The organism is Bradyrhizobium sp. MI1.11 (genome assembly GCF_055811255.1).
In genome coordinates, this window is record NZ_JBVVPM010000063.1 from 28056 (window position 1) to 42919 (window position 14864).

Sequence of the window (14864 nt, forward strand, 5' to 3'; positions counted from 1 at the left end):
CGGGACGGCGTGCGTCACGCGCCGCCGTCCGCGCCTGCTATCGGCTCGGTTGGGCGGGAGCCGCAACGACGCCCGCCACGATCCGGCGGACCAGCGGCAGCACCATCAGCAGCGTCGGAAAGGCGACGAGCCATGACAGCGCCCAGGCGCCCGGCCAGGTCGCGAGGAACGCCGGCGTTGCGCCGAGGCTTCGAAGGGTGGAAATGATCGACACCACGGCCGTCATGAGGACGGACAGCACAAATGGCATCACGATCGGCGCATAGCGCGCCGGCAGTTTGCGAACCGCAATCATCTGGTTTCTCTTTGGAATAGGACGCGTCAGTCACGGTGAACCCAAGAATGGCATCGATCCCGACGGCGTCGGTTGATGCGTTGGTTCACGTAAAACGCTTACGGCGACCGAAAAACGGTGCGGCTGTTCATTATCCGCTCATGTTGGATGGTTCAAGCTGGATCTGGTCGTTCGGTTTACAATCGTTCAAAGCGTGGCAGATTGCCGCGATCACGAAACCATTTCAGTAGCTTGCGCATTAAATCTTGTTTGATGATGTCGCTTTGAGCGAGAACAGGGAAGGTCAAGATGAATAAGGGACCGATGATTTCTGCAGCCGGCCGCAACGTTGCGTTGGCAGCTTTCGCAAGTCTTGTTCTGATTGCGGCCTCTGTCACGCCTTCGGCTGCCAACTCGCCCGCACCCAGCAAGGCCGCTGCCGCGGGCCCGGCCGCTCCGGCTGCCACCGATTTCAGCGCCGCTCGCCGCCACCGCTACTATCGACGAGGTCCGAACGCTGCAGGCCTCGCCTTCATGGGCGTGGCGGCAGGTCTGATCGGCGGCGCGATCGCAGAGAGCAGGCGCCAAGAGTACTACGAGGACCGCTATAATTACGGCCCCGGTCCTTACTACGGCGGCCAGGGATATTACGGCGGCGGTCCCTACTATGGTCCGCGTGGCTATTATCAGCCGTATTAGGCGCCTGTCCTCGCCGCAGTCTCGTTTCGCGCCAAGGGGCGGTGTTTTGCACCGCCCCTTGTTGCTTCTGCGCGAGGCGTCTCATTGCGCGACCTGTGTCGCGGGTGCGTCAATCCTCTCTTGAAAAAATATTCCACTTTACCGAAATTCGGTTTTGGCGTATGTGTCGCCCATCCCGGCTCATCCTTGAGGGGCGATCTTGTGGTCGTCATATTCGCGAGCCGGGCTTGCGGTGGACGCGGCAGCGTTCGGGTGCGAGAGGTTTGGGCAGGGCGGATTGCTCTCCGTGAGCCCGAGGCTTCGTTCCGACGAGCGGCGCTGCTAGGCTTCGTCTCGTCATCAGGTCGGCGGCAACGTGCACAACGTCGTCGAAACCGGTGGTGAAATGGCGGGCCGTGCGTACGGCAAAACCGTGTGGTCCTGTCGTCCAGTGATTTCTGGTGGGTTGGAACCTGAAAACCCTCGATCATTGAGGGGGTTGTAAGGATCGCCACCGGGCGCTTGGTCCGGCCTGAAACCGCCGGGCCCTATTAGGCCCTAGTTTCACATGGTGGTTCAAACACCCTTCCGTTTCCAAGGAAAGCGAGTGCGTTGCGACGACGGACCTGTTTCGGCTCCGACATCCTCAAGCTCCCGGCTTGCTGGCACGCTGATCAGTCATTTACTTGGTCAGCTTCAAACCACGCTGGAATCTCCTGCGACGGAATCGACACTCTCGGCAGGTGCGGGATGATGGTGCCTGCAGTGACAATCAATCCTTCGGCGAATTTCGCTCGCGCAAAATCCCGCGCTTCTGCTTCAGTGACGAACGTCTTGGTCAGGCGCGGATGTCGCCGTCTTTGCAGCGTGCCATCCATGGGCACTTCAAACGTTACCACGTGTACTTCATACCGCGAGGCCGCTGCTCGTCATCGGTCCCGGTCCTCCGGGCCGAGATGACCGCGACAGCTCCTTTCTGCCCAGTCACCTGCAAACTGGCTTATCGCCGCACGCCGACGCGGTTGACGCCACCATTGGCATTGCCACCGGCATTATGGCGTACCGCAGCGCGGGCCACTGGACGCGCACCCAGCACCACACCGGCCCGAGCAACGCAACCCGCCGGGTAGGCAGTGTATTGGCAATACACGACTGCATTGGCTGGGCTTGGATTCAGCGTGAGACCTGCAAGGCCCAAGAGGGCGCTAGCAGCAATCCCGCTAATTGTCGCTGACTGGATCGAAAGACGCTTCTTGGGATGCATGCGGGTCTCCCTTTTGTGCCTGCACAAGAGATACACGGACGCCGTCTCTGGTGCGGCTGCAACGCAGCGTGTCCGCTAAAGGATCGCCGGCGTTGACACAGATCAACCAAGCGTTCGCCTAGCGACGCGGGAACCCCACACAAGAGGTGAGCGCAGCGCACACGTGTCGGTGCAGCTCCTGCGGCTCAGGTGGTAGGCGTGAGCTTACTCGCTGAGCCCGTACTGCCGAGCTCGAGGGTGACGAGCCTCGCGAGAAGCGTTGCCGGATAAAGCTGACCGATCACGCTCTCGATGTTGCAGAGACTTCGTGCCAACGGATGCACCGGAACGATGTCTCCATACCCAGTCGACGTAAGCGTGACAAAGCTCATGTAAAAAAGCGATGCGGCGACCGAATGATCGTCCTCGAAAGCTATTCCCTTGATTGCGTCGGGAGCCGCCAGCCCTACAAACAGGAACAGCGTTGCAAAGGCCACCGCAATCAAAAGGTACAGAAGGATCGCTCCGATAATTCGGTGAAATGTAACGAGACCTCGCCTGAATACGGCCTGAAGCACGACAACGCCTAACGTGCAGGCGATGACCAGCCATGCGCCGGCCAAAATGTGAAGGTGGTACGGTACTGGGTAGTAAATGCGCAGGAAGAATACGGCGACGTTGAAAACGAGCGCGAGCGACATCAGAACGAGAGCAGTCGGATTGTTGGAGATGATCACCATGCTGACGATGATCGCTAGCAACAGGCCATCCGCAAACAGATGAAAGGCGGTAATGCCCATTGCTTGTAGCGGGGCGAAGACAAAAATCAGTAATGCCAGCACTCCCGTGAGCACCGAGAGCAGCCAGTCAATGCGTTCTCCGCGCAAACGGCGCAGCTCGCTTACGGGCGTCTTCATCGATGTTCCTAAGGCCTGGCGCTGACCGCAGCGCTGCACCTTTGTACAATTCAGGACGAAAGTTCAGTCTCGTTGACCTAGATCAAGGGAACGGGAGCAAACCCGGGCGCGCTCAGTGAATGGGTTAGTGGCCTGCCGCAGCCTGTTTGAGCGGTTCGATCAGCTCGTGCGCTGAGAACGGCTTCGTTAGAAATGCGACGCATCCGGACAGCAGTGCGGCGTCGCGAACGGAATGGGTCTCATTGCCGGTGATGAAAATGACGGGGACCAAAACGCCTCGCGCTTTGAGTTGATGTCGCAGGTCGATCCCGGATCGCAGGTTGAGGTTGATGTCCAAGATGATGCAGAGTGCGTTGGCGATGTCGGCGTGCTGCTCCAGATCTTCGGCAGACGAGAAGAGGAGCGGTTTATAGTCATGTTGGCGGAGCAGCCGCCGTACAGCCCTTAGCATTCCGGGATCGTCGTCAACGACTATGACTTGCCTGCTGTGCACTCCGGGACCTCTGATCGCTTCCGGGGCATAATCGCTAGCGGCTCTGCGGAGCCGTGGCGTTTACCTAAGATACTTCTTTCAGCTCAGGGCGTGTGTTCCGTGTTTGGGGAAAGAGCGCCGATCCTCTCGGCAAGAGATACCAGCTCAGCTAACGACCGGACCTGCATTTTCTCCATCACACCGTGACGGTGAGCTTTGATCGTGCGCTCCGTTGTTCCAAGCGCGTGAGCGATCTGCTTGTTGATTTTGCCCCGAACGATGAAGTTGAAGACCTGTCGCTCGCGCGGCGTCAATGTAGCGAGACGAGCACGGGTCGCACTTACTTTGTTTTGCAGATCTAATGTCGATTGATGATGTGCCAACGCTCCTGCGATTGCGCGAAGAAGGTCTTCGGAGCTTACCGGCTTGCTCAAGAAATCCCGAGCGCCCGCCTTTATGGCCCGCACGGTGATAGGAATGTCGGTATGACCGGAGAGAAATATGATCGGCAATGCCGAGCCGAATTCGCCCAATGTTTTTTGCAAGGCCGGGCCGTCCAGATCGGGCATTTGCACGTCGAGAAGAATACAACCCGGACTGCCGTCGCTCGGCAGTCGGTCGAGCAACTCCTGCGCTGACGCATAGACTGCGACCTGGTAACCGGCGTGCTTCAAATGCCGCTCCATGGCCCCCCGGAATGACGGATCATCGTCGACAATATGCACGAGCCCAAACATCGGTCCTCTTTCGCTGCAAAAATGTACCGCGCAACTCGGGGAGAGTAAGTGTCGTTTGGCCCTTGTTCAGGCATAGCTGATCTGTCGCTGCGATCTACTACCAAAGTCTCAATGCGGTTTGTGCCACGCCGTCGTGCCGCGCTGCCCTGACGATGGCGACACTCCGCATGGACGGTCGACAGCTACTACCGTGCCCTGCCAAGGCGCGAAAACCGGGCGATGGCACTCTATCAGAGATTCAACCGGACGTTTTCCAGGTTGCGTTGCGGATCGCTACCAAATTATGATCGATGGTCAGGTAAGTCATACGGCGTATGACGATGCGAGATTTGGCGGACCTGCGGCCTTGCACCAGCCGTGCCAGCGATGGTGCACCTCGCATTGCGATTGGGACTGCATGTTGAAGGCGTTCGCATTATCGATTTGTGCTGGCTTCCTTCTGCGGGCGACCTGTCATGCTGCGGAGCTGACAGAAGACACCGCATTCGGCCCCGCGCCAGTCGCGCCAAAGGTTGACTTTCAGTCGCTTCGGATCAAGGGGCTCATCGTGGCGCTGCCTGGCCCGCAGGACACCGTCGATCCCGATTTCGCCGGCATCCGATCAAGTCTCGCGGCACTCGGGATCGGCTACGTCGGCTACACGAACAACAACTTTTACGACAACATGCTGCCCGCCGAACGGAACACGTTTGGCCAGCAGGTCTATAATGGCCAGAAGCCAACCTTCTTCACGAATAACGTGATGCAGATGACTTACGACCTCAGCAGATACGGGATTTCCGACGGTCAGATCGCGGTCGGCGGCATCTACAATTACGACAGCTGGGCACCGGCCGGGCCGAACGCATTTAGCCTTGCGACACTCAGCTATTATCAGACCTTCCTGAACCGGCAGGTGGAATTGAAGGTTGGATATTTGGCCAATGTCGTTGAGTATTGGGGACCATTTCTGGCAGGCAATTTGTCGTCCAGCATCTTTGGACCGAGCGGACAGATTCCGGTCGCGGCGGGTCTAAGCGCCTGGGCCTGGGCGAAACCGGCGATCAACATCAAGGTCAACGGCCCGGAGGGGCTATATGACAAATTCGGTGTGCAGGTGGCGAGCAGCCCGGATGGTCCCTTCGCCGAGAAGACCGCTAACCCGACCGGCCTGGACTGGTCGACGCCGAACAGTGGATTCCTCGCGATCAACGAGGTTGGCTATCGCAAGGAGGCCGCTCCCGGCCAGCTTGCGACCTGGGTGCGTGCCGCAGCTATCATCAACACCAGCAAGTATGTCGATTTCGAATTCGGCGGTCGGAATGCCGGGAATTACGCAGCCTATCTTCTGGCGGATCGACAATTTGTCCAACTTGTTCCAGTCGAAGGTCAGGCGGCAAGGGGGTGGTACGCTGGGCTAACCGCGATGTACGCTCCGCCGGAATTTAATCGCGTCAGCGAGTACTATGAGGCACGCCTCTATGGCATAGGTCTGCTGCCGTCCCGGCCAGGCGATATGGTATCCTTGGTTGTCTCCCGCAATGTCTTCAGCCAATATCTGGTCGATGCCGCCGTGCGAGGCGGCCAGCTCGCGCATACTGACAATTTTTCGATAACTGCAGCCTATTATGCACCCGTTGCGCCCGGCATCCGTGTGGGCATCGGGCTCGGGTACACCAATAACCCCACGCCGGTGGTCTATACGCCGCAGACCGGGAGTGCCCTTAACGTGTTAGCCAATGCGACGATGTACTGGTGAGGCGACCATCGCGATGACCTCGCTAAAGCGGCACGTTTGTGTGTGGGTCGCTGCCGTTGTCGTGCTTGTCGTCTCGATAGGGGGCACAACCGCCCAAACCCTGTCTGGCCAGATTGCCGGCCAACCGAAAAAGATTTTGCTGCTTCATACATTCGGTCCGAATTTTGAGCAGGGAGCCGCGTGGAGCAGAGAAATACAGAGAGAACTCAACAAACAATCGCCTTGGCCGCTGAACATTCAGGAACACTCGCTCGTCACGGCGCTGGACGGGGACGACGCCGCCGATGCGAAATTTGTTGAGTATCTTAAGGCGCTCTATACTCAACGGCCGCCAGATTTGATCGTCGCTCTTGGTGCCCCCGCTGCCCTCTTCGTCCAGCAGCACAGGCCAGACCTCTATCCGACGACGCCGATGCTGCTTGCGGCAGTCGAGGTGCGGCGGGTTGAGCCATCCATGTTGTCCGAGCGGGACGCTTTGGCCGGGGTGCGATACGATCAAGTCGCGGCTTTTGAAAACATTTTGCGGCTGTTGCCGGAGACAAAAGCCATCGCGATCATCCTCGGAAGCTCCCCCAGTGAGCGCTTTTGGGCTGCCGAGAGCCAACGGATAGTCGGTCCACTGCTGAAGAAAAACAAAGTTGAGTTAATCTTTTTCGGCGAGCAGCCGTTAGCGGATATACTGAAAGCAGTTGCGACTTTGCCACCGCACACTGCACTTTTTTATCAGCAGCTAGCGGTGGACGGTGCAGGTGCCGTCTATGGAGACAAGGAGCCATTGAGGCGCATCTATGAAGTCGCCAACGCTCCCATTTTTTCGTTCGATCAGTCTTATTTTGTCGGTCAGGTCGTAGGCGGTCCGATGTTTTCACCGGCTGAGGGCGCCCAATCAATGGCTGCTGTTGCCGTGCGCATGTTGGGAGGCGAGAAGATCAGCGGCATCAATCCCGTCGGCTTCTCAGCACCGAAATACGATTGGCGACTACTTCAGCGCTGGAACATCAGCGAGAGCCGCCTGCCGGCTGGGAGCGAAATCCTGTTTCGGGAGCAAACTGCATGGCAGCGTTATTCCTCACAAATCGTGCTGATAGTTGCCGTTCTTCTCGCCCAAGCTGGGTTAATCTTGGCCCTGCTCAATGCACATCGTCAGCGTCGGTTGGCGGAAGTACAAGCGCGGCAGCGAATGAAAGAACTCGCCCACGTCAACCGCTTCTCAACCGCTGGCGAACTTACCGCGTCGATTGCCCATGAAATAAATCAGCCGCTAGGGTCCATTCTGACGAATACCGAAACGGCACAGGCGATACTTAAATCTCCCAATCCGGACCTTGCCGAACTAAGCGAAATCCTGGGCGATATTCTACGGGATGATCAGCGCGCCAGCGAAGTCATCCGAAGGATACGAAGCCTGATGAAAAAGGCCCCCTTCGACCCGGTACAATTGGACCTCAACGATGTTGTGCGGGAAACCGTAGATTTTCTTTCAGCACTGGCCATCGCACGACAGATCGAATTGACCAGTCTGACCATGTCGAATGCGCTTCCGATCGTCGGTGACCGCATTCAACTTCAACAGGTTGTTCTGAACCTTGTAATGAACGGCATCGAGGCGATGAAGGATACGCCGCCTGGACATCGCAGCATCAGCATCCGGACTTCGCGCGTTGAGGAGTTCGCCCAGTTATCCGTTTCGGATCGCGGGCCCGGTATTTCCGAAGACAAGCTAAACCAGGTTTTCGAACCTTTTTTCACCAGCAAGGCGGAAGGCATGGGCATGGGGCTGTCCATCGCCCGCACCATTATCGAGGCGCACAACGGGTTCATTTCGGCAAAAAATCGCGATCACGGCGGCGCAACGTTCCGGATCAGGCTTCCCATTGTCGGTTGACCCAAACGGCAGCCGTGCGCCAAGCGCAGTGGTCGAGCCGATCCATCCAAAGGCGACCCGGTTCTCCTGCTGATGGAGGAGGAAAGGGGCGTGTGGATGCGGGCACCTTTCAGACCATGCTCCGGAAAGCCCAGGCGAATCGTATAGGTCAAAGAACAAATTTCAGCGCGTCTTCGCAAGGCTACCGAACAGCGCCGGCGCGCCGGCCCTTGCCCCGTGCCCGACGCGGATCGAACTCATCAACCGCATTCTGCCAAGCCACGATCTCGTCTTCATACCAGACGCGCCGGTTCGGGCTGATGTAGGTGCATTTCGGAAAGCGACCTGCCTTCTCCATGCGATACAGCGTGGTGCGGCTCACCGGGATGATGTCCAACACCTGAGCTTCGGTGAGCATGCGGCGCGCAGCGGTGATGTGCACCACTTCGGTGTCGGCTTCGGCGAGTGCTACCTTTTTTGCGGTCATCATGTACTTCCATCATCTCGACGGGCCGGTAGACCTGGTCCGCGTCTTCATTACTTGGCCGTGCACTCCAGGGGGGCGCAAACGACCTGCATCACGCGCTCGGACTCGATCTCGATGAACTCGGGGAAAACACCGTGGTCCGAGAGAATCGCGCGCAGTTCGGCATCCAGTGCCGCCTGCCGGAGCGTGCCTGTCGCCAGCCGCTCTTCCTCGACTTTGCCCAGATACCACTCGGCGAGCTCGCGGATGAAGTGAACGCTCAGGCCCTTCTCGGAACCTTCCGCTGCAAGCCTCGTCGGCCTCTCTGTGCCGCCCGGAAAAGGCGTCACATCCGTCACATCCGTCACAGCGTCTGTAGCCTGAGCATTGTGATGTGACGGATGATCCTTGCCGGTGACGCTGCAACCGTCACAAGCGTCACACGCTCCCCCCTGAACAGCCTCGCTTGTGACGCTTGTGACGGTTGTGACGCCTTCTCGGGGACTGAGAGAGACGGGAGGGGGCAAATAGCGCCGCCACGCATCTTCCAGATCGGCGAGGAGGTAGCCCTTGCACTGGTTCGCCCCATGCGGCCGGAGCTTGTCGGACTTGATGCCGTAGCCATGCAGCCGGCTCGCCAGGGAATGGTCGTTGAAGGGCTCCTTGAGGTGGCTCCACGGGGCTGCCTCGAGCGCGTGCAGCGCCTCCAGAATTGCCTTAGTTGGAAGCCCTTTCGGGACGGTCATCTGGATCGCCGCGTCGGCTGCGGCGAAAATCGTCCGCAAATCAGACAGTAGGCGGATGTTCAGGCTCGGTGGTGTATCGGTAGTCGCGGCGGCAACCAGCGCGACGGCTGCTTTGCGCGCCAGTTCAGGCCACTCGCCACCCGCAAGGTCTGCAACCGCCAGCAGCGGCTCCCACAGGTCTGCGGTCCGGTCCTCGATGCCTGAGGGCATTTCCGGCCGCGCTGCCTCGGCGTGGCCTGCGCTGGCTGCCGCCCAGTCTTCGAGCCGGAGGAAGAGATTCCTACCAACGGGGGCGTGGGTGCGGTGCCGGAAAGCCTCGACGTGCTCGTTGGGCGCGCGCCGCCGCATCCGGATGACCACGCTGCGCGTCATGATCGAGTCCGGCAGCCAGCCCAGCCCTGCCAGCGCGACGGCGGCAAAGCTTTGCACGTCCTCGGTCTCGACGCGCTTTCCGTAGATGACGCAACGACCGAAGGTGGCGCCGCGGCGGTGACCGCTGTTGAGGAACGACCGAACGTCCTCATGCTCCCGCGCCTTCGGTCCGAAGATTGCGTCGATCTCGTCGAACAGGATGGTCGGCGGTCCACCTTCGCCCCCGCACTTCCGATACAGGTAGGCGGGTGAAACGTTCGTGGCATGCACGGGCCTTGGCACCAGCATCTCAGTCACCTCCAGGGCGCGAGTCTTGCCCGACCCAGGTTCCGGCGAAAGGAATGCAAGCCGCGCGGTGCTCTCCCATGCGCTCATCAGGTGCGTGTGTACGACCCAGAGGGTATGCGCGATGGCCGCGTGCACGGAGGGATAACTGACGAACCGGCACAGGAAGCCACGCACGTCCTCGAGGAGCGCGGCGCCGGCTTCAGCAGGTGCCCCGGCGTTGCGGCGCACAAGCCTGCCGGCCTCGGCTTTCAGCTTCACGGCGCCCTCGACGAGGCGCGGGATGTCGGCGAGGCGCTCCTGCCGGCGGTCATCACGCGGAGTGTTGGACTGCTCCATTAACCCGCGCAGGAAATTAACGACGGCACCAGGCTCCATCCCGGCATAGATCATCTTGCAGGAGAGATCGCGCAGATTGTCGTGGAGCGAATGCCCGGCGAGAATGTCGCGCTAGACGCTGGGAAACCTAACGGAGCTGATCATTGCGATCACCGCGCTTCAGGCCGGCCAGTATATGCTCGTGAAAGCGTCGATTGCCGGTGCGATTGTCACCAACGCCCTGTTCATGCTCGGTGCCTGTCTATTGCTCGGCGGCCTGCGCTATCACGTCCAGGAATATAATCGTGCCGGCGCGCGGCTCTACTCCGGTCTCTTGCTGATGGCCACCGTCGCCCTGCTCGCCCCGTCGGCGGTCGCCGACCTCGATCTCGTACAAGGCGAGGCTGTCATGCGGAAGCTCAGCGTCGGTCTCGCCATACTGCTCATCATCGCTTACGCGCTCGGCCTGCTGTTCTCACTGAAGACCCACAAGGAATTGTTCGCAAGTGCGGACCATAGCGAGGGTGAGGAACATTGGCCGATTGGCCTTGCGGTCGGCACGCTGCTCGTCGTCACTTTGTTGGTTGCACTAGTGAGTGAGATTTTTGTCGAGTCCGTACAGAAGGCGGCGGAAACGTTTGGAATGAGCCCAGCCTTTGTCGGGTTTATCATCGTCTCAATGGTCGGCGCCGCCGCCGAGTTTGCCGTGGCATTTTCTGCGGCGCGCAAGGACCGCCTCGACATGAGCGTCAGCATCGCGCTCGGCAGCGCTTCCCAGATCGCGCTGTTCGTCGCACCCGCACTGGTGCTGCTCAGCTATGTCGTCGGACCGTCGCCAATGAGCCTGCAGTTCTGGCCGGGCGCCGTCACCATGGTGATGATTGCGACCGTGACCGCGAGCTTCATTACGAGCAGCGGGCGCTCGGCCTGGTTCGTCGGCGCCCTGCTTATCTTCATCTACGCGGTCTTTGCGTTGACGCTGTACGTGGTCCCGCCAGCGAGCCAGGAGATTGGGTGACGCCAACACCTCCTTTTCATCACCGTCCGTCGGCGCCGTGCCGTTTGTGAGTGAGTCCGTTGTTGGCCCGGAGCCGTCTGTGAGGGCAGCGTAGAGCACGTCTGCTCTGCCCCCGAAATCAGACGTCAACTTGTTCTGCTATCGCGAGGGCGTCGTCGACCTCGATGCCTAGGTATCAAACGGTGCTCTCGATCTTGGTATGCCCCAGCAGGAGTTGTACGGCTCGCAGGTTGCCGGTTCGGCGATAGATCAAGGTTGCCTTGGTCCGGCGAAGCGAATGCGTCCCGAACAGGTGCGGATCCAGTCCGATATCAACGATCCAGTGAGATAGGAGTCGGGCGTACTGGCGCGTCGTCATATGCCCACTCCGCCGCCGGCCAGTGAACCAAGTATTCTCCCGACTTCTTGCCAGTTGGAGGAGGAGCAATGTTTCCGCGTGAAGGACGCGAACGGAAGGCGTGCTGCGCTGCAATACCAAGACCGGGTCGATCTCGGTGACGTCACCCGCGATCCCAGCAGGTCTCGAATTTGCAAACCGCTGAGGACATGCTTTGCTCCGTTGCCTCAAGAAGGTCAGTTGCCGCGCCTTATAGATGCTCACCTGGCAGCCCACCGCGCGGTCCGCTTCACGGGTCGTTGGGAAAAGGGGACCGGGTTCATGCCGCTGAGGAGAGGAAAGGCCATTGGGTATGATGCCGACCTGATGGCGTTCAAGTTTACGATGAGGAATGGACAGCAAATTGTGCAATGCCAAATTAGCACTGCCGCGCTTAGCGACTTGGCTGATCGCCGGAGAGGCTCGAAGGGGGACTTGCTTGCTGAATTTAAGGCTCGTCGCGTGCTGATCGAAGCCATAGCGTCCGCACTGTTCGACCAATCATCCAATGAGAAAACAAGGGTGGTCAGTATTTTTTCGAAACACATTCCGACCAGCCGTTTCGGCAGACGTCATACGATAAAGCCGGGAAGTAGCTGAACGGTCGGATAGCGCCTATTCGCCGCGATCTCCGCCGAATGAGTGACTTTACTCAAAAAAATACAAACAAATCATCAGCTTAGACGAATGCTCACTTTGGTCTTGAGTGTTGTCCATCGGATACAGGTCTTTGGGAGATTTCCACCTATCGTGCCACCATAGATCGATCGGCAGTCGTGCCAATGACCGCTTCGCCTGAAGCGCATAACAAGTGGGGATTTAATGATGAAGAAGTTTTTACTAGGCACGGTAGGCGTGCTTGCTCTCGGAATGGCTGTGCCAGCCTCGGCTGCCGACATGCCGATGAAGGCTGCGCCGGCTCCCTACGTTGCCCCGATCTACAACTGGACCGGCTTCTATATCGGCGGCAATGGCGGCTGGGCGCAGAACCACAATTGCGTGGATTTCCTTGACGCGGCTGGCGTGGCCTTCGCTTCTGGCTGCCGCGATCGGTCCGGTGGCGTCATTGGTGGCCAGCTCGGTTATCGCTGGCAATCCAGCCAGTGGGTGTTTGGTCTGGAAGCGCAGGGCGATTGGGCGGATCTCAGCAACCAGCGCGTCAGCCTCATCAATCCTGCGCTCTCAACTCGTACCAAAACCAGTGCCATCGGCCTCTTCACCGGTCAGATCGGCTACGCTTGGAATGCGTCACTGTTTTACGTGAAGGGCGGCGCGGCGGTGACGGACAACCGCTTCAGCGTCCTCGAAAACGCTTTCGGCACTGAACTCGTGGCGCAAAGCGCGACCCGCTGGGGTGGCACCGTGGGTGTTGGTTGGGAGTATGGCTTCGCGCCGAATTGGTCAGCCGGTATTGAGTACGACCATCTGTTCATGGGGCACCGCAATAATTCGTTCACGGCCCCTCCCGCTCTTGCTGGATTTGTGAACGACCGGATCACGCAGGACGTGGACATGCTCACGGTGCGCGTGAACTACCGCTTCGGCAATTACGGCAGCCCGGTCGTCGCGAAGTACTGATCTCGCGTTATTTAGAGTTCTCCAGCAAACGAAGGTCGGCAGAAATGCCGGCCTTTTTTGTTGGAGGGTACAATCTAAAAGTCCTCAGACCCGCCACCCGCAATCGAGCCCTCGGTTAGCTCTGTCCCCTGCACCGGCTAATGACCCGCCGCGAACCGCGGCGGAGGATCGAAGACATGGCTCAAATCCAAAAAAACCGCGAGCGGAGCGGTGCGCCGAGAGCGCGAGGAAAAGTGCGCTAGACCGGCTCACGCTTATCAGACGCACGAAAGGCAGCGCCGACGTGATGATTGCCTTCTATACGCGTCACGCTCCCTGCGCATCAGGCTGTATGTCGACGAGAACTTCCCTTGAAAAACGGATCAAGTTTCACGGGTTCCCCGGTATCTTTCCAGTACAGTTGTTTACCGGCGCTCGCCGCCACCGCGAGGCGGTGGTGACCGCCGATCAGCGTATGCTCATCCGATGCCATCGCAACGATCTCGCCAGCTTCGTCCACGATGTTTCGCATGCGCCTTTCTTTGGCGGCCGTCGCGCGGGCATCGTTGATTTGGATCATGTGAGGCAATAACTGGTACCAGTACCTGACCGAAATCAATCCCGGCCAACCGCCCCGGAGAGGTCCCGCCCTTCGTCCGAAACGCACGAACCGCACACGCTGGCGTTGCAGCGAAAATCCGATAGTTTAATTCGTTCCGGCGCTTTAGATGTTCGATCTGCGACAATCAAACAACCGTTTACCCGGTGCCTGCAACAGTTCAGTCCGAGCGAACTCTTGGTGGGCTGCCATCGCTCTGAACAGGATCGTAGCGCAAAACGCTAGCGGGGTTGCGCTATGTCGGCATCCAATTCGAGGGGATCCCGCGCAGCCTCAAAGCGGGGAATAAGATCGGCAGGCAACGCTACCAGTTTTGCTGCACGGTTGATCGACGATCCGAAAACTGTGGCGGCAGCGATGTGCTTTGCGAGCCTCGTGTAGTCGGACCATATCAAGTAGAACATGAGTGGTGGCTGCTCTCCATTCGCCAACAGTTGACTGGAGCGTTCGCCAGCACCCTCAGTTAACCACCACCTGTGAGCAAGCGTGACGAGACTTCTGAAGTGACGAATAGTGCCCAACTGCTTACTTGGCTGAACGCCGGCCAATTTGGCGCAATGTGTTAGCCAATTGAGACCAGCCAAGATAGCAATCGAAAAATCAGTCGCCGCCGTTCCCGTGAAATCGACCACGGTCTCGTCGTGAGGACGCTGGAGGAGGTAAGCGTCTATCATTTCGATTTGCCGGTCTGCATCGCTTAGTAAGTCAAAGTCAGCCCTTGGCACCATCATTACATAGCGCATCGCTTCCAGCCGGGTGTGATCCCAAACCGAGCGAACATCACCGTTCAAATCCGACAATGTCCGCTTGCACGCTGGATAGATCAGTTCGCCCTGATCGACCTCATCGAGATATCGAGGAACGTGGCGGCGCAATTCATCGAGGATAACGTGCGGTCCGAAGAAGCGGTGACCGCCCGCTTTGTAGTCGGAATGCTTCCTGAGCCGCTTTCTGGGTTGCCACCAATCAAACAAGTGCCTTGCCTCCCAGCCAGGCGAAGGAATCGGGAGCAAACCCTGATAGCCGCTACCGCCATCGGCAATCCAAACGAATAGCTGCGGATTCCGGGGATTGCGGCCAGGGATTCCGATTGAACGCGACCATGCATTCCGATCGAAGGCGGCCACCTGTTCCGACGAAGGCGGCCGGAGTGTCGTTGCCGGCATGAGGAGTTGGGTCAGGTT

General features: G+C 58.9%; 15 protein-coding genes and 2 pseudogenes. 6 read left to right on the top strand and 11 right to left on the bottom strand.

Annotated elements, in window-relative coordinates:
• Positions 1-37: 37 nt before the first annotated feature.
• A complete protein-coding gene (locus tag AC0L30_RS36410) occupies positions 38-295 on the bottom strand; it encodes a DUF2798 domain-containing protein (protein ID WP_007601439.1) in 258 nt (85 codons plus the stop codon).
• Between the two features lie 288 nt (positions 296-583).
• On the opposite strand from AC0L30_RS36410, the gene AC0L30_RS36415 reads away from it, so the two are divergent.
• The gene (locus AC0L30_RS36415) at positions 584-973 is read left to right on the top strand and encodes a hypothetical protein (RefSeq protein ID WP_007601441.1); all 390 of its coding nucleotides are present in this window, start codon (positions 584-586) and stop codon (positions 971-973) included.
• Positions 974-1626: 653 nt separating this feature from the next.
• Here AC0L30_RS36415 and AC0L30_RS36420 read toward each other — a convergent pair.
• The 5 genes from AC0L30_RS36420 to AC0L30_RS36440 all read right to left on the bottom strand — a co-directional run bounded on the left by AC0L30_RS36420 (position 1627) and on the right by AC0L30_RS36440 (position 4321).
• Positions 1627-1830: a hypothetical protein gene (locus AC0L30_RS36420; RefSeq protein WP_354172321.1), complete on the bottom strand. Its 204-nt coding sequence runs from the start codon at positions 1828-1830 to the stop codon at positions 1627-1629.
• Between the two features lie 122 nt (positions 1831-1952).
• Positions 1953-2216, bottom strand: coding sequence for a hypothetical protein (locus tag AC0L30_RS36425; protein ID WP_354172319.1), 264 nt, complete (start codon positions 2214-2216; stop codon positions 1953-1955).
• 185 nt (positions 2217-2401) lie between these two features.
• On the bottom strand, positions 2402-3112 hold the full coding sequence (locus AC0L30_RS36430; protein WP_473406317.1) for an ion channel: 711 nt from the start codon (positions 3110-3112) through the stop codon (positions 2402-2404).
• A gap of 124 nt (positions 3113-3236) precedes the next feature.
• A complete protein-coding gene (locus tag AC0L30_RS36435; RefSeq protein ID WP_354172315.1) occupies positions 3237-3605 on the bottom strand; it encodes a response regulator transcription factor in 369 nt (122 codons plus the stop codon).
• 83 nt (positions 3606-3688) lie between these two features.
• Positions 3689-4321, bottom strand: coding sequence for a response regulator transcription factor (locus tag AC0L30_RS36440; protein ID WP_354172313.1), 633 nt, complete (start codon positions 4319-4321; stop codon positions 3689-3691).
• A gap of 397 nt (positions 4322-4718) precedes the next feature.
• Between AC0L30_RS36440 and AC0L30_RS36445 the strand changes: the two genes are divergently transcribed.
• Both AC0L30_RS36445 and AC0L30_RS36450 read left to right on the top strand, forming a co-directional pair.
• A complete protein-coding gene (locus AC0L30_RS36445; RefSeq protein ID WP_473406318.1) occupies positions 4719-6059 on the top strand; it encodes a carbohydrate porin in 1341 nt (446 codons plus the stop codon).
• Positions 6060-6072: 13 nt separating this feature from the next.
• On the top strand, positions 6073-7944 hold the full coding sequence (locus tag AC0L30_RS36450; RefSeq protein WP_473406319.1) for a sensor histidine kinase: 1872 nt from the start codon (positions 6073-6075) through the stop codon (positions 7942-7944).
• A gap of 181 nt (positions 7945-8125) precedes the next feature.
• On the opposite strand, the gene AC0L30_RS36455 is transcribed toward AC0L30_RS36450, so the two are convergent.
• Both AC0L30_RS36455 and AC0L30_RS36460 read right to left on the bottom strand, forming a co-directional pair.
• Positions 8126-8413 (bottom strand): helix-turn-helix transcriptional regulator, encoded by a 288-nt coding sequence (locus AC0L30_RS36455; RefSeq protein ID WP_354201711.1) that lies wholly within the window; start codon positions 8411-8413, stop codon positions 8126-8128.
• Positions 8414-8460: 47 nt separating this feature from the next.
• A complete protein-coding gene (locus AC0L30_RS36460) occupies positions 8461-10185 on the bottom strand; it encodes a DUF3631 domain-containing protein (protein WP_473406320.1) in 1725 nt (574 codons plus the stop codon).
• Between the two features lie 61 nt (positions 10186-10246).
• Here AC0L30_RS36460 and cax point away from each other — a divergent pair.
• Positions 10247-11128, top strand: a pseudogene (cax, locus tag AC0L30_RS36465) (calcium/proton exchanger); the annotation flags it as partial.
• Between the two features lie 175 nt (positions 11129-11303).
• Here cax and AC0L30_RS36470 read toward each other — a convergent pair.
• Positions 11304-11570 (bottom strand): annotated as a pseudogene (locus AC0L30_RS36470) (tyrosine-type recombinase/integrase); the annotation flags it as partial.
• 216 nt (positions 11571-11786) lie between these two features.
• Here AC0L30_RS36470 and AC0L30_RS36475 point away from each other — a divergent pair.
• Together AC0L30_RS36475 and AC0L30_RS36480 are read left to right on the top strand one after the other, a co-directional pair.
• Complete coding sequence (locus AC0L30_RS36475; RefSeq protein ID WP_473249426.1) at positions 11787-12104, top strand: DUF1488 family protein; 318 nt, start codon at positions 11787-11789, stop codon at positions 12102-12104.
• A 222-nt stretch (positions 12105-12326) separates the two neighbouring features.
• Positions 12327-13082: an outer membrane protein gene (locus AC0L30_RS36480; protein ID WP_354172300.1), complete on the top strand. Its 756-nt coding sequence runs from the start codon at positions 12327-12329 to the stop codon at positions 13080-13082.
• Between the two features lie 322 nt (positions 13083-13404).
• On the opposite strand, the gene AC0L30_RS36485 is transcribed toward AC0L30_RS36480, so the two are convergent.
• Positions 13405-13641 carry a hypothetical protein gene (locus AC0L30_RS36485; RefSeq protein ID WP_354172298.1) on the bottom strand — a complete coding sequence of 79 codons (237 nt, stop codon included), beginning with the start codon at positions 13639-13641 and terminating at the stop codon, positions 13405-13407.
• Positions 13642-13901: 260 nt separating this feature from the next.
• On the bottom strand, positions 13902-14864 hold a 963-nt coding region (locus tag AC0L30_RS36490), incomplete at its 5' end, for a hypothetical protein (protein WP_473406321.1).

What these genes read in the sequence shown, in the direction of transcription:
- AC0L30_RS36420 (WP_354172321.1), bottom strand. Translation starts at nt 1,830, where the DNA reads ATGGATGGCACGCTGCAAAGACGGCGACATCCGCGCCTGACCAAGACG.
- AC0L30_RS36475 (WP_473249426.1), top strand. Translation starts at nt 11,787, where the DNA reads ATGCCGCTGAGGAGAGGAAAGGCCATTGGGTATGATGCCGACCTGATG.
- AC0L30_RS36485 (WP_354172298.1), bottom strand. Translation starts at nt 13,641, where the DNA reads ATGATCCAAATCAACGATGCCCGCGCGACGGCCGCCAAAGAAAGGCGC.
- AC0L30_RS36460 (WP_473406320.1), bottom strand. Translation starts at nt 10,185, where the DNA reads ATGATCTATGCCGGGATGGAGCCTGGTGCCGTCGTTAATTTCCTGCGC.
- AC0L30_RS36410 (WP_007601439.1), bottom strand. Translation starts at nt 295, where the DNA reads ATGATTGCGGTTCGCAAACTGCCGGCGCGCTATGCGCCGATCGTGATG.
- AC0L30_RS36415 (WP_007601441.1), top strand. Translation starts at nt 584, where the DNA reads ATGAATAAGGGACCGATGATTTCTGCAGCCGGCCGCAACGTTGCGTTG.
- AC0L30_RS36425 (WP_354172319.1), bottom strand. Translation starts at nt 2,216, where the DNA reads ATGCATCCCAAGAAGCGTCTTTCGATCCAGTCAGCGACAATTAGCGGG.
- AC0L30_RS36445 (WP_473406318.1), top strand. Translation starts at nt 4,719, where the DNA reads ATGTTGAAGGCGTTCGCATTATCGATTTGTGCTGGCTTCCTTCTGCGG.
- AC0L30_RS36440 (WP_354172313.1), bottom strand. Translation starts at nt 4,321, where the DNA reads ATGTTTGGGCTCGTGCATATTGTCGACGATGATCCGTCATTCCGGGGG.
- AC0L30_RS36430 (WP_473406317.1), bottom strand. Translation starts at nt 3,112, where the DNA reads ATGAAGACGCCCGTAAGCGAGCTGCGCCGTTTGCGCGGAGAACGCATT.
- AC0L30_RS36450 (WP_473406319.1), top strand. Translation starts at nt 6,073, where the DNA reads ATGACCTCGCTAAAGCGGCACGTTTGTGTGTGGGTCGCTGCCGTTGTC.
- AC0L30_RS36455 (WP_354201711.1), bottom strand. Translation starts at nt 8,413, where the DNA reads ATGATGACCGCAAAAAAGGTAGCACTCGCCGAAGCCGACACCGAAGTG.
- AC0L30_RS36480 (WP_354172300.1), top strand. Translation starts at nt 12,327, where the DNA reads ATGATGAAGAAGTTTTTACTAGGCACGGTAGGCGTGCTTGCTCTCGGA.